This is a genomic window from Serratia sp. LSHTC3, assembly GCF_057197125.1.
Map to the genome: position 1 here is coordinate 1 of NZ_JBXUNP010000009.1, position 26,375 is coordinate 26,375.

Here is a 26,375-nt window from a genome sequence, read left to right on the forward strand (position 1 = left end):
ACGCCGGGCAGCACCAGCTGTTCAGAAAGCAGGGCGTCGCGCTGCAGGCCGACGGCCTCGCCGAGGCGCAGCCAGGCTTCGATGCCGCCTTCGCTGCCGCCGTAACCGTCATGATCCAGGATGCGCTGCACCCATTTACGGCGGGTGTCCGGCTGCGGGCAGTTGGCCATGATCGCCGCATCCTTGATCGGAATGCTGGTCTGATAGTAGAAACGGTTGGCCACCCAGCCCTGGATCTGCTCGCGGGTCGCTTCGCCGTTGTGCATCGCGATGTGGTACGGGTGGTGAATGTGGTAATAAGCGCCTTTGGCGCGCAGCGCCGCTTCAAATGCCTGCGGCGTCAGGGGGCGTGGTTGCGTCATGGCGATTCCCTACAGTTCGATGTTCATGCCGTCCCAGCTCACTTCGATGCCGGCGGCGGTCAGACTTTGCCGCTCTGCCGAGTCTTCATTGAGGATCGGGTTGGTATTGTTAATGTGGATCAGGATTTTGCGTTTGGCGGGCAAGGCGCTGAGCAGGGCCGCCAGCCCGTGCTCTTCCGCCAGCGCCAGGTGCCCCATGTCCTTGCCGGTGTTGCGCCCCACGCCGGCGTTGGCCAGCTCATTGTCGCGCCACAGCGTGCCGTCGATCAGCAGGCAGTCGGCGCGGCGCAGCCAGGGCATCAAGGCCTCGTCCGGCTCACCCAGGCCCGGCGCGTACAGCAGACCGGCTCCGCGCGCGATATCTTCGATGAACAGCGCCACATTGTGGCCCGGCAGCGGGCGATCGCGGTACGGCGAATAGGGCGGCGCGTTGCTGAGCAATGGAATGGCGGTAAAGCGTACGTTCGGGCAGACCGCCGTGTGAAAAGGTTCGCCGGGCGTTACCGGGTGGTGAATCAACCCGCCGTTCCAGTGGGAGAGCATGGGAAACACCGGGAAACCGGTGCTGAGATCGTCATGCACTTCAGGGGTGCACCAGACGTGGTGCGGGCAGCCCTCACGCAGATTGAGCAAGCCCGCGCTGTGATCGATCTGGCTGTCGGTCAGCACGATCGCGCCGATGCCGGTGCCGCGCAGCACGTCGGGATTGTTCAATTCGGGCGAGGCCAGCAGCTGATGGCAAATGTCCGGTGAAACGTTGCACAGCACCCAGTTTTTACCGTCGTCGCTGACGGCGATGGAAGACTGCGTGCGGCGCGTGGCGTTGATGCTGTGGCTGCGAACGCCCCGGCAGTTGTCGCAGTTGCAATTCCACTGGGGAAAGCCGCCGCCCGCTGCCGAGCCGAGAACTTTTATCTGCATGTCTGAACCAGAAAAAGAGGGAAAGAAATGCCCGCGCGAAAGGCGGGCAGACGGGCGATTAACGGTTGGAAATGTACAGCGTCACTTCCAGCCCCAGACGCAGGTCAACAAACTCAGGTTTTTGCCATAACAGCATGATGTTTACCCTCTTTATGTAAAGTAACGGCAGCTAAGCCAAAAAATCCGTTCTATTCCGGCTCAATTCAGGGAGATATCATCAGATATCTCCCTTATTCACGACTACTGCCCGGTATATTCAAAGACCAGAATCGAACCGGGGTTGCTGTGATCGTGCGTAGGATGGTTGGTTTCATCCATAACGTTGCCAAAATTATCTGTCGCTACATAGATTTTCCGCGTATCAGGGCTCACCAACACCGTACGGTAACGATTCGCGGTGTGGAAATATTTAATCACATCCCCCTGCACATCCTTCTTATCCGCATTTAACGGCACTCGGTACAATGCCCCCATTTTCATGGAAGTGATAATAACCGAGTTGCGCCAAGCTTTTATCACGCCATTCTCAGGATAATACGCAATGCTGGAAGGCGCGATTGTCGGCCAACACATATAGGATGAATCGCCCTGACAACTGGCGTTGTTATAAGTAAACCCTTCTCTTACGGTAAAGAAGGTTTTCAACGGCGCTTTGAAATCAGGTGCGCTCCATTCGGTCTCTTTCTGGATCGGTACGCCCGCCGGGATATGGTTCGGATCCCATTGCAGAGACGGGCAATTTTTAGCCTCGGAGTAGTTCGCGTAAACATATGCTTGATCGTCGCGATAGCCTGCGACATGAGGCCAGCCATAGTTGCCGCCGGCTTCGAGGATATTCAACTCATCGTCGGATGAAGGCCCTTGTTCTGTGGCGTACAGCGTATTGCCGACGAAAACGAGACCTTGCGGATTACGGTGACCGTAGGTGAAAAGATGGCTTTTTATCCCGTGAATCACCGGATTATCACTTGGAACAGTGCCGTCGACATTTAAGCGAATGACTTTACCGGCGTAAGAAGAATAATCTTTTTTAGCCAGCTCGGCTTCGGTCGGGATTCGCTGAGCGTCAATTTTCTTGCAGAAATTGGCACCCTGGTTGTGGCCCTGCTCGCCGATCGTGTAATACAACTTGCCATCAGGCCCAAAACGCAGGCGCCCGCCGTTATGATCGTTGCCTGCCGGGAAACCCGCCAGAATTTCTTTCTCATTCCCCAGTTTTTTGGTTTTCTCGTCGTACTCGAAACGGACGATTTTTGCGTGCTCGTCATTGCCATTCATATAGGTATAGGAGGCGTAGACATAGTTATCCCCTCCCGGCTTCATGAAGTTCGGGGACAGCGCCAGCCCCAATACCCCTTCATGCTGCGGCCCGACATGCACGCCGTCAATCTTGATCGCCACCTGCTTTTCACCCGTTTGCGGGTTGATACGAACGATTGACGCAGCCTTGCGCTCCGTTACCCAGAGGTCGCCATCTGGCCCCCAAATCATGTCCCAGGGCGCATCAAGCCCATTAATCAAAACATGGGCCTTGAAAGGTTCTGCCGTTTGAACAACCGATTGTTCCCCTTTCGGCGAGTGAGAAGCATCCGCCGCATAGGCCATACCGCAGGTCATCAGAGATATGGCAATCGCGTTGAACATCACACTGAATTTGTTATTCATAATTTCCCATCCTATGCCCAGAAACTTTTATAGATGAATATAAAGAAAAAAGGCCTGTCGATTTAAGCTCAATCACAGAGCTCTGCGATAAGGGAAAAAACACTAGCATGATGCAACGCAACACATGCATCATGCCAAATATATGCAAAAAAGAGCGTTAGAAGATTACTTCTCGCTCATTTTATTAAAGCTGGTAATCAGATTTCTGTAATCTGGGATATGTGCTGAGAACAGCGCGCCCAATCCTTCAATATCATTACGCCAATCACGGTGCAATTCACAGGCAACGCCAAACCAGGTCATTAACTGCGCGCCAGCCTGAGACATTCTGTCCCATGCGGAGTCACGCGTAAGTTCATTGAAGGTGCCTGATGCATCAGTCACGACGAATACATCAAAGCCTTCTTCCAGCGCCGACAGCGCAGGGAATGCGACGCAAACCTCCGTAACGACCCCGGCGATAATCAATTGCTTTTTACCGGTAGCTTTAACGGCTTTAACAAAATCTTCATTATCCCAAGCGTTGATATTCCCAGGGCGAGGAATAAACGGAGCATCAGGATGGATCTCTTTTAGCTCCGGCACTAACGGGCCGTTCGGGCCAACTTCAAAACTGGTTGTTAACACCGTAGGCAGCTTGAAATACTTTGCTAAATTAGCCACAGCCAGGACATTATTTTTAAATTTATCGGGATCGATATCACGAACGAGAGAAAGCAACCCCGTTTGATGGTCGACCAATAGCACAGCGGCATCATTTTTATCAAGGCGAACATATTTCTTTGACATATCTCACTCCTTTAAATGGACCGAACGGACCGGGTATAGAACTACAGCGCCAAGACCAGCTGAAAGATGACAAAGCATAGAATAAATTTTAGTCTCTTTCAGCAGAGAAGCAAATTGAAGGCACAAAATCGGAATATTAACAAAAGGCTGATTAAATAAGCCACTCCATCAATCATTTACCTCCCCCCCTGAAACAAAGTTGGCTTGTCTTGTGAAAAAATCTAAAAAAAAATCAACGCTTTCTTATATAACCAGGGGGGCTATCAGCTCTTAAAACCCGGTAAAAATTGAAAAAGTATTTAAAAATCAAATTTTTACCTTTCCATGATCGCCATGTGCATTCCACTGTTTTCAGTCTAATGGAGAGCGTCCTTTTTAATAGGGTTAAACGTGCCATTTTTTTTGCTCAAAGTGACAAGGCATCAAAAGCAAAAGGGGCAATCACCAGACGCCAATTAAAATTAGAATTTAACTATATTAATAATTTACGCATTCCCTCCATGACAGAGACCCGCATGGCGGGATTCATGGAGGTCGTTGAACAGTAGCTGTTATTAATCAATGCCGGAAAAGAAACCGTGCCGTTTCTGCTTAGCCGACGAATAACACCGGGTGAAAGCGTGAATGTTTTATCAATCACTCGGCTAAATGCCTGTTGACTATTGAAGCCTAACATAAAAGCAATATCAATTATTGGTATATCTGTTTCCGTCAAAGCATAGTACGCAAAGAGCGCCCTTCTCTCCCTGACATAACCGCCCAGATTGATACCGGCTCGCATTTTAAACACTCGCTGCAGATGCCATTTAGAATAACCTGACTTTCTGGATATGGCATCAATACTCAAATCCCCACCTAAGTTATTATCAATCCAAATAATAATTTCTCGAACGACGCGCTCGCTGATCTTTCCGTTAAATTCGTCAGACATCTTCTCCCTCCTCATTTAATTAACTTCATTGCACAAATAACCAATGGCAGAAAAAGAATGTGCTGTCAAATTACCCCGCAACCTGTCACTCACAGCCAATTGAGTGGCATCCAAAGCAAATTCCGGTTGAAATAATTATCATCACGGCGGTTTACTTAAGCCCCTTAAAACAATCCCCTTTGTATTACATAAGAGAATTTAATGACATCAGAAACATCATCTGATAAATCCCCGTTCAAGCGATGCAATCAACTATAATTTATGATATTTACATCTTAAGACGGAACCTATCTCTTATCATTATAGGATGATGACTTACGGCACAGAGGAAAAGGGCTGCAACTTTAATAAAAGACAATAGGAACATTCCCAGTCATGCAGTCATTTTTTAGGCAATGTGAGAAAAATAAACGTTAACGGACAACGTAAAATGGAGAGCGGTGCAATGCGAAAGGACAAGTCCTCCTTATTTAACTGGTCAACTGCCGGCATGCTTGCAGAAGAGCGGCTGAGTGAATTTGATCGCCTGCTGAAACAAAGCCTGATCAGCGTTACAACCACCATCGACGATCACTCCCGCTTCTGGTGCCATCTGTCAACGCTCAAGGCCGGGCAATTCTCCATTACTGACATTAATGGTTCAGCCAAACGCTCACAGCGCGACAGAAAGAATATTCTACGTAGCGCCAGCGACGAATACCACCTCGTGTATGCCGGCGCCACATGGCGATTTATCAATCGATACGGCCAAGAGATCACCGTGCCTGCGGGCAGCGCAATCTTGCTCGATACGCGCAAGGAATATATTTCACTTTTGCCGGAGGGTTTCCTTAATCGCACGCTGGCATTGCCTGCTGAATGGCTCAACACCTGGGTCGCCAATCCCGAAAAAATGATCGAACAAAACCTGAGCGAGCTTTCAGGCTGGGGGAAAGTATTAGCCGCCTATCTGGAACAGATTTCTCCGCCTTATCTGAGCACAATCGACTTTCAACCGCCAATGATATTGGATCAAATCGGCATGCTGCTCTCGCTGCTCTATCACGATTTGGTTAGCGAAGATGCCTTGTCCCGCAAATTTAGCCGCGATAGAAATTATCAGAAAATCGTGGAAAGTCTGCATCAAAGACACATGAATTTAGTTCTGACCGCAACGGATATCGCGCGAGAGGTCGGCATTTCAACCAGAACATTACACCGCGTGATGGCCAATCAAGGCACCAGTTTCGGCCAGGCGTTAATCAACTACCGCGCCAACTCCGCATTACGTATGCTCAATACCGAAGAATTTGACGAACTCTCCATCGCAGATATCGCCAAACGGGCAGGCTTTGTCGATGTTTCACACTTCAATCGCGTGTGTAAAACCTATTTTGGCGAGTCTCCCGGCAAGATCAGGAAGAAACGCCCTTAAGCGAATCAAAATGTGAGCATTAACGCGCGCCTTGCAGGCCGGCGAGCTCACCATGTTGCATTACGCCGTAGCGTTGGGCAGGCGCACGGTCACGCGGTTATTGGCCGTGGGCAGCTGCAGCGGCGCTTCCTGCCAGCTCACCGCGATAACCAAGACCGGCGGGGCCGGCACGCGCGGCTCACGCCCGTCGGGCCCCACGCTGTAGGCATCCCATTCAATCACGAACACGCCGCCGTCTTGCGGTTCAACTCGTTCAACGAAAAAGGTGGTGTCTGAACCACGCCCACCTGCAGGTTTGTGCGCATAAGAGAGCAGGCAGAACCACTCGCCGGCGAAATAGAGGTGGTACAGGCCATCCACGATATGCTCGCCGCGGAACTGGCAACCGCCGACGCAGAAGGCATCACCCGCCGGGGATTCCGCCACGCGTTCGAGATCGCACACGAAGCGATCGGTCGGCCGGTTATCCAGCCACAACGCATAAGGCGGTGCGTGCAGCAGCGCGGCGGGATCGTCTGCATAGCGCAGATCGGGCGGCAACATCAAACGCGCCGCCAGCGCGCGGCCGCTGGGCAAGGTGATCTCCAGACGATCCGCCGGTTCCTCTATCCACTGCGGCACCCACAGACCGCGCACCTGCCGCAACGGCGTGGCCTCCACCTGCCGACACTTCGCCCGCAGCCGCGCCAGCGCCTCGGCGGAACCGGCGGCTAAGGCTCCCTGCTCACGATCGGTCAGCGCGGGCAGCGCGTACATCACCCGGGCGGCAGGCTCGTACACCGTCAGCCCCTCTCCCTCGCGGCTGCGGGTCGGGATCAGGCGCAACCTGCCGCCGTCCACGTCCTGCGGCTCGGCACAGGCGCCATGCACCATCGCCCCGTCGCGCAGCAGCAGCGTCCAAAAGCTGGGGCCGCCCATGCCCAGTTCCCCCACGCCGCCAATCTGCCGGTCACAGTCACCGGCGTGCGCCATTTCAATCGGCTGCGAACGCCAGTCGGTCTTGCGCCACTCTGCCGCCTCTTCGGGGTCTTGCGCGCCTTTAGCGGCGTACTTCGCCCATTGCAGCACGGCAAACAGCGCGATGCACAGCACGCCGACAATCGGCTGATCCTGCCAAATCAACACCCAACCGACGATCAAAAGGGCCCAGGCGGCCATGGCGATATCCTTTTCCAAGAGAAAACCGCCTGATTCTAGCGCAGGCGGTTGGAAGGATTGAAAAAAATATCGCTATCACTCCAGGCTCTATTTGCCTTTGGTCTGGAACAGCTGATTCACCAGCGTCGTGGCCGGCATATCCAGCGCGCCGTACAGCTCGCCGGCTTTGGCATCGCCGTTATCTCCCAACCATTCCACGCCCACCGTGCCGTAATCCGTCGGTATCACCCCGGCCTGTACCAGCCGCGCCATGCCCGCCTCATGCTTGGACTGATTGAACGTGCCGGAAGCGTCGATCACCACATAGGTGTCGTATCCTGCCGCTTTGGCCGTGATCGCCGGGAAGCCGGCGCACACTTCCAGCGATACGCCGGCGATCACGATCTTTTTGCGGCCGGTGGCCTCAACCGCTTTGCGCACGTTCGCGTCGTCCCAGGCGTTGACGCTGTGGCGATCGATAATGTTCACCCCCGGCAACGCAGCCTTAAGCTCCGGAATGATCGGCCCGAAAGGACCGTTGGCGCCGGTCGAGGTCACGATCACCGGAATGCCCATCACCTGGGCCGCCTTGGCGAGCGCCACGACGTTATGTTTCAGCGTTGCGCTCTCCATGTCGCGCACGCCGGTGATCAGACCGATCTGATGGTCAACCAACAGCAGCACCGAGTTGTGGCGATCCAACAGCTGCAAGGGGCCGGACGCCGGCTGTGCCTGAGTATGCGGCTGTGGCGCTGCCGGCGCCGCGAAGGCCGGTTGCGCCGCCCCGGCCATGGCGATGGCCAGAGCCAAAGTGCGGTAAAGGTTTTTCATGATGTTTATCCTCGTTTCAACAATGGTGTGCCTGCAGGATAAAACCGCATCGATCAGGGTTAAATAGGCGATAATAGAAGCTATCATTGCAAAAATGATCATGATGGAGTGTGTGATGAAGGTGTTTCCACTCGATCTCAACGCCATGTATTTTTTCACTCAGGTGGTTGAGCACAAAGGTTTTACCGCTGCCGGCACAGCGCTGGGCATCCCGACCTCTCGCCTGAGCCGCCAGGTGGCGCAGTTGGAACGTCAACTCAACCTGCGGTTGCTGCAAAGAACCTCGCGGCGTATTCAGCTCACCGAGGTGGGCCGCGAGGTCTATCTGCACTGCGTCGCCATGATGCAGCAAGCGCATCAGGCGCAGCAGACGGCGCTGCGCACGCTGGCGGAACCGAACGGCACCGTGCGCTTCAGCGCGTCGCCGCTGTTGGCGGACGAAGTGATCGCTCCGCTCCTGCCGGCATTTATGGCGCGCTTTCCCAAAGTGAACGTAGAAACGCACGTCACCGCCCGGCGGATAGATCTGTTGGAGGAAGGATTGGACTTCACTGTCCGCGGGCTTGGCATCGCCAACGAGGCCGCAGGGCTTATCCAGCGGCGACTCGGCACCGCCAAATGGCTGTTGGCCGCCAGCCCGGCATGGCTGGCGCGACACGGCGCGCCGTCAACACCACAACAGCTGAGCGATATGCCCTGTTTGCTTTACCCGCCACAACAGGGGGCACCGAGCTGGCGGCTCTACGGGCCGCAAAACGCCGTGGTCACCGTGCCCTTCTCACCCCGCTTAAGCAGCGATAATTTGCAGGTGATCCTGCGCGCCGCCCTTGATGGGCAAGGGATCTGCGGCATTCCCTATTACGCCTGCCGCCAGGCGCTTGCGCGTGGCGATTTGCAAGAGGTGCTGCGCGGGTGGCATCCGCAAAACGGCGAGCTGGTGCTGCTTTATCCCTCGCGCCGCGGAGTGCCACCAGCGGTAAAAGCGCTGATCGACTTTTTTTACCAGGAAATACCGCCGTTATTGAACGATCGATAAACGCGGCTCTCGCCGCGTTATTCTTTAATAACTTCAATAATAAGCCTGGCAATATATAATCACTTATCGCATCGTTTATGTGACCATACCACTCACATAAATAACGCCTCATGTAAAATCTCACGTTAAAAACACAACACACTGTATCGCATGGGATATTTCTCTCAACCTAAAAGCAAAAGGCACAAACAAAGAAAAAAAACTGCAATAATTTGTGCATATTCCAAACATTGACTATGTTTAGACAGACTATTTATATGCAGTTGGACAAAGACACTGACAGCAATTAAAAAGTCCGTTTTTTAGCGGGCGGTGAAATATTTTATCAACAATATTCCGAGGAGGCTTTATCTCCATGGAACGGGTCACTTTGCGTTTTATCAAGCCAATAGGCTACACACCGCAATTAATATCATTATTAGCATTCCGGAGACCGACAATGAAAATCGTTACGGGCATTATCTTTACCTCTGTGGCAGCCTTCAGCGGCGCGGCTTACGCGGCCGATGCGCAACCTACCACCGGCAACGCGGAAGTGACGCTGGAACATGTGCACGCCGTGATGGAAAACGGCAGCCCGGCACCGCAGCACGACGCCGCCTGCAAAAAAGAACTCTCCATGCCGGAATCGAAATATATGGGCATGAAGGTTAAAACCGATTACACCATCAACAGCAGCACCATGATGATGTCGGCCAAATCGATGTTCCCATCGCCGGATTCCATGAAACCGATGGAGCTGACGGTCGATCTCTCCGCGCTGGGCCTGGCGGATGTGTATGCCTTCGGCGCCTTTAAACCGGCGGCGCTGCCGCAGGCGTATATTTATTTCACCATCGACAAGAATTTTAAAGATCCGGTCAGCACCTTTATGGTCATTAACCAAGGCAAGCAATATAACTGCGTCATCTCCAGCTCGAATAAAATGATGAGCAAAGAGATGCGCGGCAAGATGATGATGAAGAAACAGTAACGGAATGAAAAACGGCGCTTCCCTTAACAGGAGGCGCCGTCAGAAAAGCATTAAATCAGACCAGGATTGTATTTCTGGTTGAATTTCTCTTCCGATTGGAACAGATAAATAATACCTTCGATAAAGCCGACAATCGCCGGGATCCCCGTCCAGCAGAACAGCAGGTAGAACAGCCCCCACCACTTCATGCCCAGGTAAAACTTGTGAATGCCCAATCCGCCCAGGAAGATGGCCAGCAGGGCCGCCGCGAGCTTGTCTTTTCTGCTCATAGTGCACTTCTCCTAACTTCTCACCGAACCACCGGCATATCCAAAAACGGATGCCGCTCCACAGAGCGCCGCATCGCACTGCTTGAGGAGGAAAACATTCACCCATCAAGGCTCAACAGGGGTAATTATAACAGTGATTAATTAAACGGTTGTTTAACCGGCGAAAGGATAAGCAGAGGGAAGCATGGGAAGTGAGGTTGCAGATACTCGGTTTCGGCTCAAAAAACACGCACGCTCGCAGGATCTCGTAAGCATAATAGATGAACGAACATTATCCCGCAGCAGTCATTGTAAGAGATAAGGTTAAAACAAATTTTCATTGCCTGATATTGGCATACCGTTCTAATTTTTAGTTTCCCTGGTGAATGCCTGCAGACGGCTAAAAGCAGCTCACTTGCAAGTGTTCAAAAAATGATTATATCACGACGCTAAAGCCCATCGCGTTGAGTATTATGCGCCGCGATCGCATTCGCCATCAGTGCATAATCCTTGATGACACCCGGATGACGACGCCCTGAGCAGAAGATAAAATCACAGCGTTGCTCATCTTCGATCAGTTTTTTTGCCAGATGCCTGACTCGCAACTTGGGTGTTGTATTAATTCTGGTCACCCGCTCTCTTTCAGTTTCATTACTTTGCGGATGAACCTTTTCTTCATACTCGCCGATCATCAAGGTTATTTTATTAACGCTTTCAGCGATTGTTAACTTGCCATCAGGAAGCAACGCCCCATTCCCCCACCAGATCGATGGACTGGCCGCCAGATAATTTTGAAACGCGTCAGGATGGTTCAACAGCGTATAAAGTACAAAATGCCCGCCATGTGAATGACCTGCCAGCGTTTGTTTGTCTGTATTGATTGAGTAGTGTGACTCAATCCAGGGCTTAACGCATGTGGTGATAAACTGATAAAATGCCGGCGCTCCGCCACCGTCAATAAACTCCTTATCATCAGAGGGAACCGTATAGTCGCGGGTTCTTGCTTTTAGTATATCCACCCCATCCTGATAGCCGATGCCGACATAAAGAATATTATCGTTACTTCTGCGCCGATGCTGGTCGGTCAGCTTGGAGAATTGAGTATTGGCATCGAGAAAGTAAAGCGCTTTTAAATCGCCATGCGCTTGCTTGTCATGAGCAATAAAAACTCTATAACGTTGACCATTAAAGTTAAAGTCCTTCGTTCTTGAAATCAAACATCCACACATAACAACCTCACTTTATAAATAAGCCAGTGGTTTAACATTGGCGACAATGTCTTTTTCCAGATAAAAAAAGACGGTGAGGTTCAACCGTAGCAACGTATTATTCTGCTTACGACGCTTGCTGGTTGTGTGAATGATTAAACAAACGCGTTTGTATTATACCTTGCAGCGCATTGCCACGTAGCGATAAGCAGAAATATCAACCGCAAACGTTGCAGACGCCAGTGCTGCGTATTTTTACAAGGAAGGCATTGCGAGACTTGAAATGGTGCGATAATAGGAACAACAATAAAACATTATAACTATGATTTTAAATGAATTTAAAGATACACATACAACCTCTATACCTATAGATATACACAGCAAACACAGGGTGAACCCACCTTTTAGATTGCAAACGGCGCAGCGAGCCAGGCATCGTCGCAAAAAAGATTGCCGGGAAAACTGTACCCCCTGTTCACAACCCTTAACTTGTACTTTAATTTCAATGAATTAACACGTCATCAGCTATCCTATCACTGCACATCGCTGTTCACCTTAGAGTTAACACCCCAGATCCGAGCAGGTTTGGTAACAAATACCGTTATGATTTTTACCCAACGCTATAAGCGCTCCAACATCGATTTTGAACGCTGAAAAATACTGCCGACGAACGCCGCACGCATCCACCAATGAGAAGCGCTCCCGCCCCCACGTTAAGAATTATGTTTACCCTCCTGTTCCGCAAGTATAATACGGCTAAACACCCCCTCCATTTCGCGCACTTTTTTTATAAACACGTCCGGTGAATACACCACTCCGGCATGAACAACATAATGCAATGCCATTTCACGCGCTTTTTGCGCCACCCATTGATGTCTTAACATAATAGTAACCTCTCTCATATCAAAATGATGCGAGATGCCGCCCATGCAGCAATCGCTCATAATTAAATTTTTAGTAAAATAAATTAAACAGATTAAGCAGTGAGTGAGGCGTATTCTCTAACCCCAGTTTCCTCAAACCACTGATCTTTTGACTGCTGATTGTTTTGATACTTTTTCGGGTTCTAAAAGCGATTGCCGTTAAACTCATTCCTGATGCGGCGAACCGCAACACGGTATATTCAGCTTGCGATAACAGATCACCTTTTGCTGCATCAGACTCCGACCCGCCCCCCTCGACAATTTCTCGTTCAAATGCCTCAACGCTTGCGCTCTCATCAATAAATCTCAGTGTTTTCATAGATAAATAATTCATGAGTGCCGCCAGGCGCTTCTGCGTAATGAAAATAGCCTTTCTTAACCAAAAGAACTGCCGACTTCTCATTAACACCAACAACTCGGAATAGTTTTCATCGGTTACATGGATCAAAATCGTTGTATTGGCACATTCTTTATCAATTTTATAACCAGAACAGCGATACTCCATTGTGTAGCCTGTCTTATTTTCAAAAACAGTCTTTAATGCCAGATACATAAATTGACATTGACTGATCAAAATGATCTTTTTCATATCGATTAATACGCTAATCAGTAAAGTATAATGCTGAAATGTGGAATGATATTTATTAACCTCCCCACCGGTTAGAAACCACGCCGCTCAAAACGCCTGTCAAAGGGAAATAATAGCGCCGCCTCGCGTCTCAATTCGTCGGCACGCACGTATTGTTGCTGCTGGTACAAGATAACCAGCAGGTTCGCATAAACGTTCTTGTCTATACGGCGATTCAAATACGCTTGAGCCCACTGCGCATAGCTCTCTAATAACTGCTCTTCCTGTGAAAAATTGAAGGTCATCAACGTGGCCAGTTGCCGGTCAAACTGCACTCTTTCTGCCTGTGTCCAGCTTACCCACGCCGGCATCGCATCTACGTGGCGCATCTCCTGCAACCCAGTACGCTCCGCCTGGGTGAGTATCTGGCCGCAGTACAATCCCGCAGCAGCAACGGCCAGGCCCGCCAGTGACATCAACAGCATTGGGTACTTCCATCGTTTCAGCGTTCCACCTTTGCCTAAACGTGGGCTGACCAGACGATCGAGCATCGCCAGCAGCATCAAAAATACCAGCCAATGAAGCGCAGATAGGTAGAAAGGGTATTCCGTCTGGCAGTGCAACACTATCGGCAACAGAGCGATAAGCAGCCCCAACGCTTCTCCGGCAGTGGTTTTGCCGCAGGAGAAAGCCCGTTTGTCGCGCCAGTGGGCGCGCGCAACCAATTTCAGCCCCGCCCACACCAGCAACAACATGCCCAGCAGAGCGACAATCCCGCCCTCAACCCACCACAGCAACAGCTCGTTATGCGGATGTCGGGCAATCCCCACGCCGTGAGTAGATAAACCTTGCGCAAGGCGAAAGTGCTGAAAGCTGTATTCGAAGCCGCCGTACCCCCAGCCAAGCACCGGTTTCTCGGCAATCATCGCCAACGTAGAACTCAGCATCGCGTAGCGCGCCTGATTGGAGCCGGCGTGGCTGGCGTAGCGCATATCGCTACCCAACCACATCACCATGACCGCGGCAGTGACACCGCCCACAACCAGTACTGAAGCAATCGTTACAGCCCGCGGATAACGGCGGCAAAAGCACAATAGAACTGCGCCTGACACTAAAACGCCAGCCAGCCAACCGGTGCGGGATTGCAACCACACCAACACCATCGGAAATAGTACCAGCGCTGCTGCCAGCGCACGGCGGCGCCAGCGTTCCCCGCTCAGCGTTGAGAGATGGAAGCCCGGCAGCACAAACGCAGCCAACGCCAGCGCGAACCCGGTCGCGATAAGACTGGCGGTAACGTTGGGCTGCTGAAAAATGCCAAGATCGCGCCCACCGTTTGCGGGCACCCACCATAGGGCAAGCTGCGGTGCAAACAGTTGCAACAACACTACCAACGCCTGCACCGCCGCTGCAGCCAGAATCAAATACAGCACCGCATGGCGCTGGCGTGCGATCATGCGCACCTGCAGCCAGGTGAAATAGAACGCTATTCCGGCAAATAAGCCAGCCAGCCGCCATAGGCCGGCGCTTTGCCATTCCGGCCGGGTAAATATCACCGGCAACAGCAACAGCCAACAGGCGGTTATTATTGCGCGGCAGGTCGGCGTTATCACCGCGCGGCACAACGGTGTTACCCGCCAGCAAACGCACAATAATAAAGCTGCGCTACCATAGAACAACAGATTAAACGGCAGCGCCAGCCCGGAACCACCGGGGTTGGGGATATACATAATCAACGGAATAAAAAGCAAAGATGTAAATAAGAAAAAAATACGATCGAATATCATAAGAAACCTGGAAATTTTAGAAAATGCCTAAATGGCGTTATCAATGGCGTCATTTAGACTATGAAATATCGGTCAAACATAAAACCTGTACGATAATTAGCGTACAGTACGATGATCTTATCAGCCGCGACCATCTTTAATACATCCGTCGTGCTAGGAACGGTCTGCCGATTGCCGTTTTTTATTTTTCCCAAAATTCGACTAGCGTTTCGAAAGCGATTTGCACTTCCTGAACATTAAAACGAAAATAATCGCTGTCACCCTACATCCAGAGCAGTATATCTCGCCACACCATGACCCCGCCTGCCGTAGAGAAGAACGTCACGACGCCCTCTTTCGCTGTCCACAGAGCACCCTGATTCCAATCCGCTGTAACTCACGGTAAGGCGGCGTCATGGTCGGCATCGGACCCGATTAGAGAACGCCAAAACCAATTCGACCCGGCGCATTGGCGTACCGAACATACACGATCATCAGACCACGGCAGCCTGCAATGTATCGACAGTTTTTTCCCCTCAGCCTATATTCACTCCCCCACTCCACCCGCATGGCCCCCCGTCCCTATCATGGACCCACTCTTATTCCTCCAGTTTCTTTAGATATGTTTGGTATTTGACAAGCCCGTCAGAGGCTTTCTTAGACAATCGCCTTGCGTCGGTTTTCGCATTCCATACCGTGTTCGAGACACCGAGATCCGCACCGTTATAAATCAACTCCAGGCAATTTGAGGCAGCCCGGACAGCCTAATACATGGGGGTAGACCGGCGGTCTTAACCGTGTATGAAGCATCGACCCAAGTCACAATGTAATGTTGGCGCGCCTGGAGGTCGGACGCCCATCGAGTTTGCGACGGCCATGGCAGGTATTCGCGCCGAGCACATGGACGAACCACCCGTGAATATGAGAGGTCCGCCGGCCGAGTTAACGGGGGGGACAGAACCCGGTGAGTGAGCAGCTGTACTCTGATGACGCGTCGGCCGGACCTGGGTCATCAATCGGCAATGCCAAAAAGAGAAGCTGAACATGATCGTCATTCAATTGGGCGATATTACTAATATTTTCGACCCGCTATATGATCCAGGTGTAGCAAGGGCGGTAGTTAACCGCGATTCTACACGGAGAACACCTTGCGATACCATGACAGCACTGATCTGTGTGCTAACCCCAGCACCCAGCACAAGTTCAGGCCCGTTCACAATGTCAATCACGGGTTTAGACCCACAATCCACGGGTACATCTGCGGTCACTGTATGACTGCCAGATCCCAACTGTTCGCCGTGATCCATTTCGGCGATCTGGCCGAGCATGCACGGGATGACAGGGTCATCGGCCTTGACACAGTGAGCAGAACCGCTGTTAGCAACTTGGGTCGGATCCAATTTCCCCCAAGGGGTACTAAGCGGGTTGTAGATTGGACCCTTTGCACTATCAGCGCCGAACACAGCACATTCACCTCCCGTATCGGCCCCGTTGTGGCCATTCCACGACCATGATGGCGGCGGCACCTTGCACCCCGGTTGGAGCTCCCAGTCACGAGCAAATTTAGTTACAAAGGCACACGAATGGGCCGGCCCGTGGGACTCCGGTTCCCAGGAGCAATCTTTGAACCCATAACGTTTGTTGCCAGACTTGCAATGTATGCCATAAAAACGACCCACGGACCACGAACTATCCCGTTGATTTAATGGCACCCCTATGTCTATGAGGGCAGCAGAGCCAACGAAGTCAGATCGCCCGCAAGGGCCCGAATCGTTCGGCCGGCAATTGGTCACTCGGTATTCGGTGACCACAGGAATTTGCACGGCTTTGGATATATTAGGGATAAGGCCGGAAAATAAAAGGGTAGTCAATACACTTGGTAACACGATGCGACGCATTGTGTGCCCCCTAGAAAAAGTATTAGAACATCAGGCAGAAGGACCCATACTGTAGTGAGTACCGGATAGGATTAATAAATCCGCATGTCACAGACAATCGAAATTATTCCCCAGCATCCTTCGTGCCCATAATGTCCACCGTGCTTCGTACGTTCGCACCCGCAATTCAGTCTCTGTCGATGACAGCCCCTGTCGGCGAGCCTGCTCGTAAAGCCGCGCGCGTCGTGCACGGTGGTTTTCCAGCGCTCTGGGCGCTATGGCGGCCCCCGCAGGGGTAAACCATACCCCCAACCAGTCAAAACCCTGCGCAATCCTGCCCAGTCGGGTCTTGTCCGGGTGAGTTTCAAAGCCGCCCAGGTCAAAAAATTCATGCAGCCGCTTAACGCTACGCCGCAATTGCCAACGGGTGCGGGTAAACAACAAAAAGTCATCCATATAGCGCGCATACCACACGCCCTCCTGAGCGTTAAAAAAACTGTCTACGTGGTGCAACAAGCTGCCGCCAATCAGCGGACTCAGCGCGCAGCCCCGGCAGATGCCGTTTGGCGGGGTATAAAACTCACCGCCGTCTTCGACGCTGTAATGCACGTACTGCTGCATCACATCGAACAGCACCGGGTCGGCCACCTGCCATTTCAGCTGATTGATGACCTGGTACTTACGAATGTGCCGGTAATAGCCGCGAATGTCCGTTCGGTAGACAAAGGCATATTCTCCGCCGGCCAGAGCTTCCCGTACTTCCGCCACCGACGCCGCGCTACCGCCATGCCCGCGCAAATGCAGGCAACGAGCCGGTTTTGGCAACAACGGTTCCGCCAGCAGCGCGGCCCACTTCAATATCAGCGCATCCTGCGCACACCACTGCACCCAACTGCGGCCACCACGTCGATACGCCTGCATCGGTGCCAGACGGTAACGTCCGTTTTGCAGTTGCTGCCAGAGTTGCTTCTCTTGCTGCGCCCAGTGAAAGCGCAGATGCCAAATGTCGGCATTGGGCGGCGCATGGCGGCGGCGTTGGCACAGCCAGCGATACGCGGCCTGCCATGCCTCAGTGCGGTTATTCATACTCCAGGCTAAAGGTCGCCACCGCGCTGAACGGCCCGCGCTCGATGGTTTTGTGCTTCAGCGCCTCCGGCTCACCCTGCACATAGGCCCGCGCCGTCAGGGTGTTGGCGCCGCTCACCAGCGTCTGCGCCTTACCTTGCTGGTTCACCGGCAACAGCTCGCCCTGCGGGGTTTCCATCCCGATGGCGATGCCGCTGGCCTGGCTGGCACCGTTCAGCGCCAGCAGTCCCGGCAGCCCCGCACTTTCCGCACCGCTGAACGTCACCCTCACCGTCTTGCCCAGGCTCAGGTCGCACTGCGCCAGGCGCAGCTCAAATGTCTGCCCGGGGGTGCGGGTGTTCAGGTACAGGTACTTGTCAATCACCGTGTCAAAATCCAGCACCACCGTCTCGTCCCCCGGTGGTATCACGCAGGGCTCCGCGACCAGCGCCCCATGCAACCGCATATTCTCTGCCGCGCCGGCCGGCATACTGCACAGCAGCAACGCCGCGGCGCAGCAGACCATCCTGTTCACCATGCCCGTTCTCCGCCTCATTGGTACACCGCCAGCAGCGTCGCCGTCGCCTCAAACGCCCCTTCTTTCAGCGTGGCACCCGGCCGTTTCACCGGCACCGCCTCAAGCACCGGTTTCGCGTTCGGGTTGATGGGTATCGGCTGATTGAGGATGAACCGCTTGCCGTTTTGCAGCAGGCGCACCGCCAGGTCATCCATGTTGCTCGCCACGGCCGCCGTATCGTAATCCGCCGCCGTACCGACCACTGCCAGCGTCATGTTCCAGGTCCCGGCTCCCGGGGTGCAGCTTATCCGGTAGTTCACCGGTTGCTGGTAGTTAGCGCCGTCCACCTTACTGACCCCTACGCGGTTGCCGAAGTCGACATCCACCTCACCACCGTCGTTGATGGTACATGGCGGCGGTTCGATAAGAACGCCGGAGAACCGCATGTTGTCCGCCGCCGTCGCCGGGCCGCCGAGGGCCATCAGCAGCAAAATGCAGCCATAGCGCGCCATTGCCTCCCCTCCTTTCACTGGTATTCCACCTTCATGGTCGCCCCGGCAGAAAACTCACCGCCGCGCAGGGTCGCCCCGGCCTGTTTCACCGGCACCGCTTCCAACGTCGGCTTCGTCGGGTAGGTAAAGTTAATCCAACTGTTGATGGGCTGCCGGCTGCCGTTGCGCAGCAGCGCCACCCCCAATCCGTCCTTGTTGGTTTGCAGCACCTCGCCGTCAAAGCCGGCACCGGTGCCCTGGATTTGCATTTTCATCGCGTTGTTCGGCGCATTTTTACACTCCACCGAGTACACCACCGGCTGCTTCTTGTAGCTGCCGTCGATGCGGGTGGTCATAACGTCGTTGCCGAAATTCACTTCAATCAGGTTGTTGTTGTTAATCACACAGGGCGGTGGCGCGACAATGGTCACCGTCACTTTGATGGTCGTGCTGGCCGCCTGTGCCTGCGGGCCGAACATCAATACCCACATCACCAGACCGCAACCGGGCCAGTACCGTCTGAACGTTGCCGTCATGCTGCTTCCCCTAGTCATAGCTGAGCTGAAAATCCACCACCGCCGCATAGGCGCCGGGCACCAGCGGCGCACGGGTACGCTCCGGCGTCACGGTATAGTTCAGCGCCTGTTGCCCTACCGCCAGCGCCAGCGGCGCACCGCGGCTGCCAAGGCGGACGTCGTGACCGTGCGCGTCGGTGATGCGCAGCGCCAGTCCGGCGGCGCCGCGCACCTTCACCAGTGCCGGGTTGTCAGCATCCGCCGGGGTGATAAAACTGACCGACACCGCCGGCTGCTGCGCGCTCCACACCAGGTTGCCGGTACGCGTATCCCGGTTGTTCGACGCGGTGCGCAGGCAGTCGCGCAGGTGCAGTTGCACATTCACCGGCACGCCGCGGTCACCAGCCTGTGCCAGCTGCGCCGTGGCGGTATTCCCCAGCGAGACCGCCTGGTACGCGGAGTCCATCTCCAGCCGGCAGGCGCTTTCGGTCAGCTCACCACGCACATGCAGCACGCCGTGAGCACCGTCCACCTGCCAGTTGTCCGCCGCCTGTGCCGGCGGCAACAACCACAGCATCACCGTCAGGCACAGCGGCACCATCAGCGCCGCCAGCGTAATCACCAGGGCATACAGCCATTCATGGTGGTGATAACCACCGTTCCATCGCCGGGTTCTTGTTCGCATCGCTTCCCCACCTGTGAGTTCCGTGAACCTTATTTACTGCCCGCCACTGCCTGGCAGCTCGCGCCGTTACAGCTAAACGTCAATTGCGGGCGGCCGCCGTAGTCGTTGACATAGGTCAGCACCGGCGCACTCCCCAGCGCAGAGGCGGACACCTTCAGCGGCGCACTGCCCTTAGGCGGCACCATCAGCGGCTCGAAGCCCGGCGCGCTGGCACCGCCCTTTTTGCTGCTGGCGTCAACCAGTGTCACGTAGTACGGCGTCGGGTTGTTCACCTGATAGCCATCGCCCTGTTTGGTCAGCGTCAGCTTCTCCTGCCACGGCGCGGCGGATTCCGGGTTGGTCACCGCAATCGCCTTTGGCCGGTAGAACAGCTTGATGCGCGTTTGCAGCGCCAGCTGCAGCGTATTGGGCTTGTTGCTCTTCGGCGGAATTTCACGCAGGTTGAAGTAGAACAGGGTTTCCCGGTCCTGCGGCAGCGTATTGGCCGCCGGCAGCCCCTGCACCTTCACCTGGCTTTTAGCGCCCGGCTCCAGCCGCTGCACCGGCGGCAGCACCGTCAGCGGGCTGCTGATTTTTTTTCCGTCGGCATCTTCAATCCAGCCCTGCGCCAGGTAAGGCAGCTGCTTGTTCTCGTTGCTGATGCTCATGCTCACCGACTTGTCGCCGCCGTTGAAAATCACCCGGGTGCGGTCCAGCGCGATGGCAGCGCTCGCCTGCTGGGCGATCAGTAGGCCCGCCAGGCCACCGGCAATTAATGTCACTGCATGTTTGGTTTTCATTGTTTCTCTACTCTTCACTCGTGTTTAACGCCTTGCCGTCGGCCAGCGGGCCGCAAGGCAGTAACAGGTTGGTTAATTCGCTCGGCGAGAGCGTCTGCGGCAGGGTAATGCCGCACTGCTCCGCGCCGCCCCAGCTCACGTGCATCCCTTCACCGGCATTGATGCCGCTCAGGTACACTTCGCCGTTGTCGTTGACGATGCCCACCTCTTGCCCCTTGCCGTTGCGCACCGTGGCGCCGAACGGCGGCGAACTGCCGTCCGCCAGGCGTATCACCGCCATTGCCTTCTCGCCGGCAACCACCTCGAAGCGGCGGTAACCGATGGCGCCTTCGGTCAGCGTGGCCTGCGCCACGCTCTGGCTGACCTCGGCGTTTTCCGGCAGCGCGTTCAGGTCAATACTGAACTGGTTGCGGTAATAGCTGCCCACATCCACCACCACCGCCTTGCCAAAGGCATTGCTCAGGGTCGGCGTGCTGTAGCCGCGCACAGGAATGCCCGGCACTCCGTCGGTATCCAGCAGCATGCGGGTGCCGCCATTGACACTGCTGCGGTGCAATGCCGCTCCCTTCAGGGTGGCGGTCGCACCGCCCTGCAGTGACAGCCCGAACGAACTGTATTGGCCGGCCTGATAACTGGCGCTGGCATTCATCTGGCTGATATCGCCGCTGTGGCTGTAGTAGCCGCGGGCGGTAGCGCCGCTGCGCGCGCTGCCGGCGCTCACCTGATAGGTGTCGCGCTCATTCAGCCGGTCGTAGTACCCCACCTGCTGGGTGGAATCGTTGCGGTTGTAGCTGCCGCTGTAGCTCAGCGAGCCGTTGCGGCCCCACGGCAGCGACAGCGACAGGTACATGCCGTCGTCGTTGGTGCCGTTGTACTTGTTGCGGTAACCGGTCAGCGACAGGCTGATGTTCCGGAAACGCCCTAGGTCGAAATAACGCGACAGCGTCAGGTTGTAACGGTCGTTCGCCGGCCGGTCCCAGTAGGTCTGGTGGTTGTAGTTGAGATAGGCGCTCAACCCCAGGTCCCGGAACTGCTGGTTAAAGGTGATGGTGTACATCTCCTTGCTGCTGTTATGGCGCGTGCCGTATGTGCGTGCATCCAGGTACTCGCTCATCGACATGTAATTGCGCTCCGAGAAGCGGTAGCCGGCGAAGGTCACCTGGCTGTCGTAGTCGTCAAAGCGCTTGGAGTAGCTCAGCCGGTACGAGCCGCCGCGCAACGTGCCTTCTTCCGGCAGGCTGGCACGCGACTGGGTGACGTCGAAGGAGAGCGCGCCGAACATCATCAGGTCGCGCCCCAGCCCCAGCGCCAACGCGTTGTAATCGCCGCCCGCCACGCCGCCGCCATACAGCGACCAGCCGTTACTCACGCCCCAGGAGAACTCGCCGGTGCCAAACATTGGCCCGTTGCTGTGGTGCTCCCAGTCCGCCGGCCGGCCGGCCGCCAGCTTGTAACGCACCGACCCAGGACGGGTCAGGTACGGGATGCTGGCGGTGTCCATCTTGAACTCCTGCACGCTGCCGTCCTGCTCTTCCACCCGCACGTCCAGCTGGCCACTGACCGCGTCGTTGATGTCCTGGATACGGAACGGCCCCGCCGCCACCTGGGTCTCGTACAGCACGCGCCCTTGCTGGCGAATAATCACCTTGGCATTAGTGCGCGCCACGCCGGTCACCTCCGGCGCATAGCCGCGCAGGTTGGGCGGCAGCATGTTGTCATCGGTCACCAGGCTGGCGCCGGCAAAGCGGAAGCTGTCGAAAATGTCGGAGTTTAAATAGTCCTCCCCCATCGTCAGTCGGGCGCCTAACTTCGGCAGTGCGCGATAGGCGTAGTAACGGCTCCAGTCCCAACTGGTACGGGTCGATTTCGCGGTGCCGCTCTGGCGATCCAGCCGCGATTGCCAGTCCGCCCGCAGCCGCCAGGCCCCCAGGTTACCGCCCAGCGTGCCGTTGCCGCTGAGGTTATAACTCTGTGTGCCCTGTTTTTGCTGACGCTGGGCCTGCCCATTCAGGTTGTAGTCGAACAGCAGACCGGGAATACCCTCGTCCCAGCGCGACGGCGGGTCCCAGTTCTCGGCGGTGTATTCCAGGTACGCCTGTGGAATACTCAGGTACAATGCCGCTGCACCCAAATCGCCACGCACTTCCATACCCTCTAAGCTATTAGGGTTCATACACTGGTTTTGGTGCCACCAGGTTAGCTTTTGTAATGCGCTCTCTTTCAGCCCCAGCTGTTCAACCAGCTGCGGCGTAATGCAGGCTTCACTGCCCTTGGCGTCGTCATCCGGCGGGTAATACACCACCGGCTGGTCCGGCAGGGTTTGTTTATTAATATGCACGGTAAACAAATAATCACCGGGCATGATAAAATTGCCGCGAGAAAACTGTTCCAGGTCAATATTGGCGCGATCCGTCACATCCAGTACGTCGGTATTGAATTCAATATCAGCAGCCACGGCGCAAGCCGCATTTCCCGCCAAAATAAAGGCAATCAGCCGCCCCAATATTCTCGGTCGTAATTTCCCTGCACAACCATATGACGGAATAATTGACATCCGCAGACCCTTATCAAAAATTATTTAATTCACAGCTTTGGTATTCAGTCAGGTTTAGTAGTAATCCATTTTAAAGCGCACCGTGGAGTAATAACTCCCGGCTTTCATTACCTGACTATTTCCCACCAACCGCAGGCCGTAATTAAACACCAGTGCGCCGGGTTGAATGTCATTTTTTGCCATGGGTACTCCCGGCATGGCGATATTTCCCTGCTTATCGGTTATTTGTAAGGCAATACCTTTCACATTACCGTCTATACCAAATAATCCGGCATCCTCTCTGCCGTCAAACGTCACGGCAAAATAGCGCCAGTCATCCAGCGCAGGGTTAAATTTCTCCAACGCACAGTTCACCAACTTAATGGTAAACTCGTGCAATTCCCCCTGACCGTCGCGAATAATTTTGCTGACGGGCACTGTTGCCATCGTAATGGTTTGATCGAGGCTTTCGGTATCAATGGCGCAGGCCGAGGCGATAATCCGGCCGTTTACGGTCACTTCGCCACGCCCCTGATTGGCGGATTGCGCCAAAGAAGAACACAGCAACAGATTGATAAACACCGCACTGTGCAATATCCATTTGCCACACTGTGAATACATACCTACTCCCCCACATAACGCGTTAATCAGCAGCATGCGGGTTGCCCCGCATGCAATTAACTGTGCGAATTAATCGCCGTGGACTTACTGGTACGCCAGGGTAAAGTCAGCAACAGAGTTGAATTCACCCGGGGTAATGGCGGCAGATGCGCCGTCGCCCTGCAGGTGAGCGCTGAAGCGCAGGGTCGCCTGACCGTCTTCAATTTTTTGCGCCTTGCTGACTTTGGTCAGCGGCAGCAGTTTACCGTCAACATCGTTGATAGCGATGCTGGCACCACGTGCAGAACCTTTCATCGCCAGCAGCCCAGGCGCAGCGTCAGACTCAGTACCGCTGAAGGTGGTGGTCACGGTTTTAGCCGTTTGCACATCGCAACCAACCAGTTTGATCAGAATATCCTGTGGGGTAGACTTGCCGCCATTTTTCAACTGGGCAGAAGCAATGTCACCCAGCTTCACGGTCTGATCCAGAGTGCCTGGCTCGATAGAGCAGGGTGCATCAATGATCGAACCTTTAAAGGTAACAGAACCGCCACCCTGGTTAGCTGCGTTAGCCATAGAAATAGTGCCCAGAGTCATTACCGCTGCCAGCATGATTTTGTTCAGTTTCATTGTGTTAATTCCATATATACAAGTAATTAATTAAGGAAAGAGCCCTGCGATAACGCCCTACTCTTTTTATACTTTCACTCTCGCCAACACAGAGAGCTAAGTTCTCCCCCTGTTTCGGCGATGTGAGAATGATACCCCCCAACAAACCTAACAGCAAAATAAACTAAATAAATTGATTTATACGACATAAAACACCAAAAATAATTTGTTTATTATTTTTAAATTCTGATATTTTTTAAAAAAACAACATGCTGAAGATTTTTAATTCATGATAATAAACATAAATTTTCAATCGATATCGTGAGCATCAGAAAAGATAAGATTTTTCTTGAAAATTCCAATCAGGCAGATAGGATAACGATAGACACACTCACCTGAAATCAAATATAAAACTTATAAAAATGAAATATATAATCAACAAAACTGTTGTTTTCGATTCAAATGAACTGACATTGTGCCTGTATGAAAATACACAGATCGTGGCCAGACTAACCAAACCTGCCACACGTTTACTACTGGCATTAATACAAAATAATGGGGTCAGTGTTACCCGGGAGACATTATTGGACAATGTATGGCTTACCTATGGCTTTACAGCTTCCAACGCAGGATTAAATAATTACATCAGTGAATTGCGTAAAGCATTTACATCGTTAGGTTGTCATCATGAGTTGATCATCACCATCCCTAAACTGGGCTTCAGATTTGAAGCTGAGGTAGATCTTTCCGATGCAGGTACCGCCGCGCCAGAACAAAACCTGAACGATGAAGAAAATAGGGTGTTAACCAAACCTGATGAAATTCAAGAAGCGGTGCTGATAAAACCACCGACTTCAAAAAATGAGGTGCCTTCGAAGCGCAATCGGAATTTTATTTTTTTGGCCAGCTCCGCGCTATTCCTTGGGCTTCTTGGTGCTATAGTTTTAAGTATTACAGATAGCAAAAATTATGATTACCATAAAATTATCAGCATTGAACGCTGCGACATTTATGTACTGAACAAAACACCTCTGCTTGTAGATCCAGCGGAAAAAATAAATACCGCACTAAAAAGAGAGGGAGTGGATTGTAAAAACATACCGAGCGATGTTTTTTACCTAGAGGATCGTATTAGTAAAAAAAACGTGCGAACAGATTTAATCTCCGTTTGCAGCAAAGCGGATAACAACCGGTACGACACCTGCTTCAATATCAAAAACCAGAGAAATACTTCAATATGAAAAAACTGCTGACAGGGCTCTTAACTCCACTCTTCTTGCTTTTTTTTTCATTCAACACGCTTGCGGAAGAACCGTTCAAATGCACATCACATTACAAAATAATGATAGAAAATGACAGGGGCCCCGTTCAGTTTGATGGCCGCCTAACCTTATTTTTAAAAAATGAGAAGGAAGGTTTGTTTTCGTTAACGGGTAAAGTAAAAACCAGCAAAAGTAGCTACCTGCTTTTCCGCACCAGCCATTTTTCTCTGGTTCCGCAAGAGATCAACCCTGTCAAGCAGGCAAACATTACTAAAGTGATTAAACACCCCAGCGATACGACTCCAGAGGATATCTGGCTGGCAGACATCTTGCCGGAAATGCCTGGTATCGATTTTCAGATCGAAATATGGCACTTGAGAAATAATCTGATCTTGATTAAATCCCTGAACAGCGGATATCTTATCTGCGCCGCAGAGCGCTAATTTATCTCAAATAGCGAAATTATTGCCGGTTATCTACCTTGGTAACCGGCACATCGCGGCAATTCATCTTTATCGTACTCACTTTGCTGAGTAGCCATATCTTTATATAGATATCCGCCGCCTGAAGTCGTCACGTGGTTGTTACTTGAATCCCCCCTGCCTCTTGTTCTGTGAAAAACCGGTGACAAAATGCTAAGTGAAAGTTAGCTTCCTATCCGTATCTAATG

Annotated in this window: 27 protein-coding genes; 5 read left to right on the plus strand and 22 right to left on the minus strand. The window is 53.3% G+C overall.

Annotated features, from left to right (window positions below):
- The 6 genes from AC2CGI_RS22735 to AC2CGI_RS22760 all read right to left on the minus strand — a co-directional run.
- A partial coding sequence (locus AC2CGI_RS22735) for a thiaminase II/PqqC family protein (protein ID WP_484593974.1) occupies positions 1-362 on the minus strand: 362 nt, incomplete at its 3' end.
- Between the two features lie 9 nt (positions 363-371).
- On the minus strand, positions 372-1,283 hold the full coding sequence (gene pqqB / locus AC2CGI_RS22740; RefSeq protein WP_076740172.1) for a pyrroloquinoline quinone biosynthesis protein PqqB: 912 nt from the start codon (positions 1,281-1,283) through the stop codon (positions 372-374).
- A 58-nt stretch (positions 1,284-1,341) separates the two neighbouring features.
- Positions 1,342-1,419, minus strand: a complete 78-nt coding sequence (gene pqqA, locus AC2CGI_RS22745; RefSeq protein ID WP_004930284.1) for a pyrroloquinoline quinone precursor peptide PqqA — start codon at positions 1,417-1,419, stop codon at positions 1,342-1,344.
- A gap of 104 nt (positions 1,420-1,523) precedes the next feature.
- On the minus strand, positions 1,524-2,948 hold the full coding sequence (locus tag AC2CGI_RS22750) for a glucose/sorbosone family PQQ-dependent dehydrogenase (RefSeq protein WP_015376767.1): 1,425 nt from the start codon (positions 2,946-2,948) through the stop codon (positions 1,524-1,526).
- 165 nt (positions 2,949-3,113) lie between these two features.
- A complete protein-coding gene (gene ycaC / locus AC2CGI_RS22755) occupies positions 3,114-3,737 on the minus strand; it encodes an isochorismate family cysteine hydrolase YcaC (protein ID WP_015376766.1) in 624 nt (207 codons plus the stop codon).
- A gap of 472 nt (positions 3,738-4,209) precedes the next feature.
- Positions 4,210-4,668, minus strand: coding sequence for a helix-turn-helix domain-containing protein (locus AC2CGI_RS22760; protein WP_004930275.1), 459 nt, complete (start codon positions 4,666-4,668; stop codon positions 4,210-4,212).
- Between the two features lie 445 nt (positions 4,669-5,113).
- On the opposite strand from AC2CGI_RS22760, the gene AC2CGI_RS22765 reads away from it, so the two are divergent.
- Positions 5,114-6,082 (plus strand): helix-turn-helix domain-containing protein, encoded by a 969-nt coding sequence (locus AC2CGI_RS22765; protein WP_004930273.1) that lies wholly within the window; start codon positions 5,114-5,116, stop codon positions 6,080-6,082.
- Positions 6,083-6,142: 60 nt separating this feature from the next.
- Here AC2CGI_RS22765 and AC2CGI_RS22770 read toward each other — a convergent pair whose 3' ends face one another.
- A complete protein-coding gene (locus AC2CGI_RS22770; RefSeq protein WP_076740201.1) occupies positions 6,143-7,240 on the minus strand; it encodes a hypothetical protein in 1,098 nt (365 codons plus the stop codon).
- Positions 7,241-7,327: 87 nt separating this feature from the next.
- Positions 7,328-8,050 (minus strand): isochorismatase family protein, encoded by a 723-nt coding sequence (locus AC2CGI_RS22775; protein ID WP_021505281.1) that lies wholly within the window; start codon positions 8,048-8,050, stop codon positions 7,328-7,330.
- A 115-nt stretch (positions 8,051-8,165) separates the two neighbouring features.
- Here AC2CGI_RS22775 and AC2CGI_RS22780 point away from each other — a divergent pair, with 115 nt between their 5' ends.
- Positions 8,166-9,086, plus strand: coding sequence for a LysR substrate-binding domain-containing protein (locus AC2CGI_RS22780; protein ID WP_021505280.1), 921 nt, complete (start codon positions 8,166-8,168; stop codon positions 9,084-9,086).
- Between the two features lie 439 nt (positions 9,087-9,525).
- The gene (locus tag AC2CGI_RS22785) at positions 9,526-10,059 is read left to right on the plus strand and encodes a hypothetical protein (RefSeq protein ID WP_015376762.1); all 534 of its coding nucleotides are present in this window, start codon (positions 9,526-9,528) and stop codon (positions 10,057-10,059) included.
- A 50-nt stretch (positions 10,060-10,109) separates the two neighbouring features.
- On the opposite strand, the gene AC2CGI_RS22790 is transcribed toward AC2CGI_RS22785, so the two are convergent.
- The 14 genes from AC2CGI_RS22790 to AC2CGI_RS22855 form a co-directional block, all read right to left on the minus strand.
- Positions 10,110-10,328, minus strand: coding sequence for a TM2 domain-containing protein (locus tag AC2CGI_RS22790; RefSeq protein WP_015376761.1), 219 nt, complete (start codon positions 10,326-10,328; stop codon positions 10,110-10,112).
- 428 nt (positions 10,329-10,756) lie between these two features.
- Positions 10,757-11,536, minus strand: coding sequence for an alpha/beta hydrolase (locus AC2CGI_RS22795; protein ID WP_015376760.1), 780 nt, complete (start codon positions 11,534-11,536; stop codon positions 10,757-10,759).
- Positions 11,537-12,228: 692 nt separating this feature from the next.
- A complete protein-coding gene (locus AC2CGI_RS22800; RefSeq protein WP_437199274.1) occupies positions 12,229-12,399 on the minus strand; it encodes a hypothetical protein in 171 nt (56 codons plus the stop codon).
- 70 nt (positions 12,400-12,469) lie between these two features.
- A complete protein-coding gene (locus AC2CGI_RS22805) occupies positions 12,470-13,027 on the minus strand; it encodes a response regulator transcription factor (protein ID WP_085058538.1) in 558 nt (185 codons plus the stop codon).
- Between the two features lie 71 nt (positions 13,028-13,098).
- Complete coding sequence (locus AC2CGI_RS22810) at positions 13,099-14,793, minus strand: PglL family O-oligosaccharyltransferase (RefSeq protein WP_484593975.1); 1,695 nt, start codon at positions 14,791-14,793, stop codon at positions 13,099-13,101.
- Positions 14,794-16,757: 1,964 nt separating this feature from the next.
- Positions 16,758-17,735, minus strand: coding sequence for a reverse transcriptase domain-containing protein (locus AC2CGI_RS22815; protein ID WP_213929783.1), 978 nt, complete (start codon positions 17,733-17,735; stop codon positions 16,758-16,760).
- Complete coding sequence (locus AC2CGI_RS22820) at positions 17,728-18,252, minus strand: fimbrial protein (protein ID WP_085058535.1); 525 nt, start codon at positions 18,250-18,252, stop codon at positions 17,728-17,730. The genes AC2CGI_RS22815 and AC2CGI_RS22820 overlap by 8 nt, the downstream gene beginning before the upstream one ends.
- A 14-nt stretch (positions 18,253-18,266) precedes the next feature.
- Positions 18,267-18,743: a fimbrial protein gene (locus tag AC2CGI_RS22825; protein ID WP_085058534.1), complete on the minus strand. Its 477-nt coding sequence runs from the start codon at positions 18,741-18,743 to the stop codon at positions 18,267-18,269.
- 14 nt (positions 18,744-18,757) lie between these two features.
- Positions 18,758-19,258, minus strand: a complete 501-nt coding sequence (locus AC2CGI_RS22830; RefSeq protein ID WP_085058533.1) for a fimbrial protein — start codon at positions 19,256-19,258, stop codon at positions 18,758-18,760.
- Positions 19,259-19,268: 10 nt separating this feature from the next.
- Complete coding sequence (locus AC2CGI_RS22835; protein ID WP_085058532.1) at positions 19,269-19,922, minus strand: fimbrial protein; 654 nt, start codon at positions 19,920-19,922, stop codon at positions 19,269-19,271.
- 29 nt (positions 19,923-19,951) lie between these two features.
- Entirely contained in the window at positions 19,952-20,701 is a 750-nt protein-coding gene (locus tag AC2CGI_RS22840; RefSeq protein WP_085058531.1) for a fimbria/pilus periplasmic chaperone, read from the minus strand.
- 7 nt (positions 20,702-20,708) lie between these two features.
- The gene (locus AC2CGI_RS22845; protein ID WP_085058530.1) at positions 20,709-23,255 is read right to left on the minus strand and encodes an outer membrane usher protein; all 2,547 of its coding nucleotides are present in this window, start codon (positions 23,253-23,255) and stop codon (positions 20,709-20,711) included.
- 54 nt (positions 23,256-23,309) lie between these two features.
- Complete coding sequence (locus tag AC2CGI_RS22850; protein WP_085058919.1) at positions 23,310-23,855, minus strand: fimbrial protein; 546 nt, start codon at positions 23,853-23,855, stop codon at positions 23,310-23,312.
- Between the two features lie 84 nt (positions 23,856-23,939).
- On the minus strand, positions 23,940-24,464 hold the full coding sequence (locus AC2CGI_RS22855; protein WP_085058529.1) for a fimbrial protein: 525 nt from the start codon (positions 24,462-24,464) through the stop codon (positions 23,940-23,942).
- Positions 24,465-24,865: 401 nt separating this feature from the next.
- Between AC2CGI_RS22855 and AC2CGI_RS22860 the strand changes: the two genes are divergently transcribed.
- On the plus strand, positions 24,866-25,684 hold the full coding sequence (locus AC2CGI_RS22860; protein ID WP_085058528.1) for a winged helix-turn-helix domain-containing protein: 819 nt from the start codon (positions 24,866-24,868) through the stop codon (positions 25,682-25,684).
- Positions 25,681-26,148 carry a hypothetical protein gene (locus tag AC2CGI_RS22865; protein WP_135637813.1) on the plus strand — a complete coding sequence of 156 codons (468 nt, stop codon included), beginning with the start codon at positions 25,681-25,683 and terminating at the stop codon, positions 26,146-26,148. Before AC2CGI_RS22860 ends, AC2CGI_RS22865 begins: the two co-directional genes overlap by 4 nt.
- The last annotated feature ends 227 nt before the right edge of the window (positions 26,149-26,375 follow it).

What these genes read in the sequence shown, in the direction of transcription:
- AC2CGI_RS22805 (WP_085058538.1), bottom strand. Translation starts at nt 13,027, where the DNA reads ATGAAAAAGATCATTTTGATCAGTCAATGTCAATTTATGTATCTGGCA.
- AC2CGI_RS22810 (WP_484593975.1), bottom strand. Translation starts at nt 14,793, where the DNA reads ATGATATTCGATCGTATTTTTTTCTTATTTACATCTTTGCTTTTTATT.
- AC2CGI_RS22770 (WP_076740201.1), bottom strand. Translation starts at nt 7,240, where the DNA reads ATGGCCGCCTGGGCCCTTTTGATCGTCGGTTGGGTGTTGATTTGGCAG.
- AC2CGI_RS22865 (WP_135637813.1), top strand. Translation starts at nt 25,681, where the DNA reads ATGAAAAAACTGCTGACAGGGCTCTTAACTCCACTCTTCTTGCTTTTT.
- AC2CGI_RS22760 (WP_004930275.1), bottom strand. Translation starts at nt 4,668, where the DNA reads ATGTCTGACGAATTTAACGGAAAGATCAGCGAGCGCGTCGTTCGAGAA.
- AC2CGI_RS22800 (WP_437199274.1), bottom strand. Translation starts at nt 12,399, where the DNA reads ATGTTAAGACATCAATGGGTGGCGCAAAAAGCGCGTGAAATGGCATTG.
- AC2CGI_RS22820 (WP_085058535.1), bottom strand. Translation starts at nt 18,252, where the DNA reads ATGGTGAACAGGATGGTCTGCTGCGCCGCGGCGTTGCTGCTGTGCAGT.
- AC2CGI_RS22835 (WP_085058532.1), bottom strand. Translation starts at nt 19,922, where the DNA reads ATGCGAACAAGAACCCGGCGATGGAACGGTGGTTATCACCACCATGAA.
- AC2CGI_RS22825 (WP_085058534.1), bottom strand. Translation starts at nt 18,743, where the DNA reads ATGGCGCGCTATGGCTGCATTTTGCTGCTGATGGCCCTCGGCGGCCCG.
- AC2CGI_RS22860 (WP_085058528.1), top strand. Translation starts at nt 24,866, where the DNA reads ATGAAATATATAATCAACAAAACTGTTGTTTTCGATTCAAATGAACTG.
- AC2CGI_RS22785 (WP_015376762.1), top strand. Translation starts at nt 9,526, where the DNA reads ATGAAAATCGTTACGGGCATTATCTTTACCTCTGTGGCAGCCTTCAGC.
- AC2CGI_RS22765 (WP_004930273.1), top strand. Translation starts at nt 5,114, where the DNA reads ATGCGAAAGGACAAGTCCTCCTTATTTAACTGGTCAACTGCCGGCATG.
- ycaC (WP_015376766.1), bottom strand. Translation starts at nt 3,737, where the DNA reads ATGTCAAAGAAATATGTTCGCCTTGATAAAAATGATGCCGCTGTGCTA.
- AC2CGI_RS22845 (WP_085058530.1), bottom strand. Translation starts at nt 23,255, where the DNA reads ATGTCAATTATTCCGTCATATGGTTGTGCAGGGAAATTACGACCGAGA.
- AC2CGI_RS22795 (WP_015376760.1), bottom strand. Translation starts at nt 11,536, where the DNA reads ATGTGTGGATGTTTGATTTCAAGAACGAAGGACTTTAACTTTAATGGT.
- AC2CGI_RS22790 (WP_015376761.1), bottom strand. Translation starts at nt 10,328, where the DNA reads ATGAGCAGAAAAGACAAGCTCGCGGCGGCCCTGCTGGCCATCTTCCTG.
- AC2CGI_RS22855 (WP_085058529.1), bottom strand. Translation starts at nt 24,464, where the DNA reads ATGAAACTGAACAAAATCATGCTGGCAGCGGTAATGACTCTGGGCACT.
- AC2CGI_RS22815 (WP_213929783.1), bottom strand. Translation starts at nt 17,735, where the DNA reads ATGAATAACCGCACTGAGGCATGGCAGGCCGCGTATCGCTGGCTGTGC.
- pqqA (WP_004930284.1), bottom strand. Translation starts at nt 1,419, where the DNA reads ATGCTGTTATGGCAAAAACCTGAGTTTGTTGACCTGCGTCTGGGGCTG.
- AC2CGI_RS22750 (WP_015376767.1), bottom strand. Translation starts at nt 2,948, where the DNA reads ATGAATAACAAATTCAGTGTGATGTTCAACGCGATTGCCATATCTCTG.
- pqqB (WP_076740172.1), bottom strand. Translation starts at nt 1,283, where the DNA reads ATGCAGATAAAAGTTCTCGGCTCGGCAGCGGGCGGCGGCTTTCCCCAG.
- AC2CGI_RS22775 (WP_021505281.1), bottom strand. Translation starts at nt 8,050, where the DNA reads ATGAAAAACCTTTACCGCACTTTGGCTCTGGCCATCGCCATGGCCGGG.
- AC2CGI_RS22780 (WP_021505280.1), top strand. Translation starts at nt 8,166, where the DNA reads ATGAAGGTGTTTCCACTCGATCTCAACGCCATGTATTTTTTCACTCAG.
- AC2CGI_RS22850 (WP_085058919.1), bottom strand. Translation starts at nt 23,855, where the DNA reads ATGTATTCACAGTGTGGCAAATGGATATTGCACAGTGCGGTGTTTATC.
- AC2CGI_RS22830 (WP_085058533.1), bottom strand. Translation starts at nt 19,258, where the DNA reads ATGACGGCAACGTTCAGACGGTACTGGCCCGGTTGCGGTCTGGTGATG.
- AC2CGI_RS22840 (WP_085058531.1), bottom strand. Translation starts at nt 20,701, where the DNA reads ATGAAAACCAAACATGCAGTGACATTAATTGCCGGTGGCCTGGCGGGC.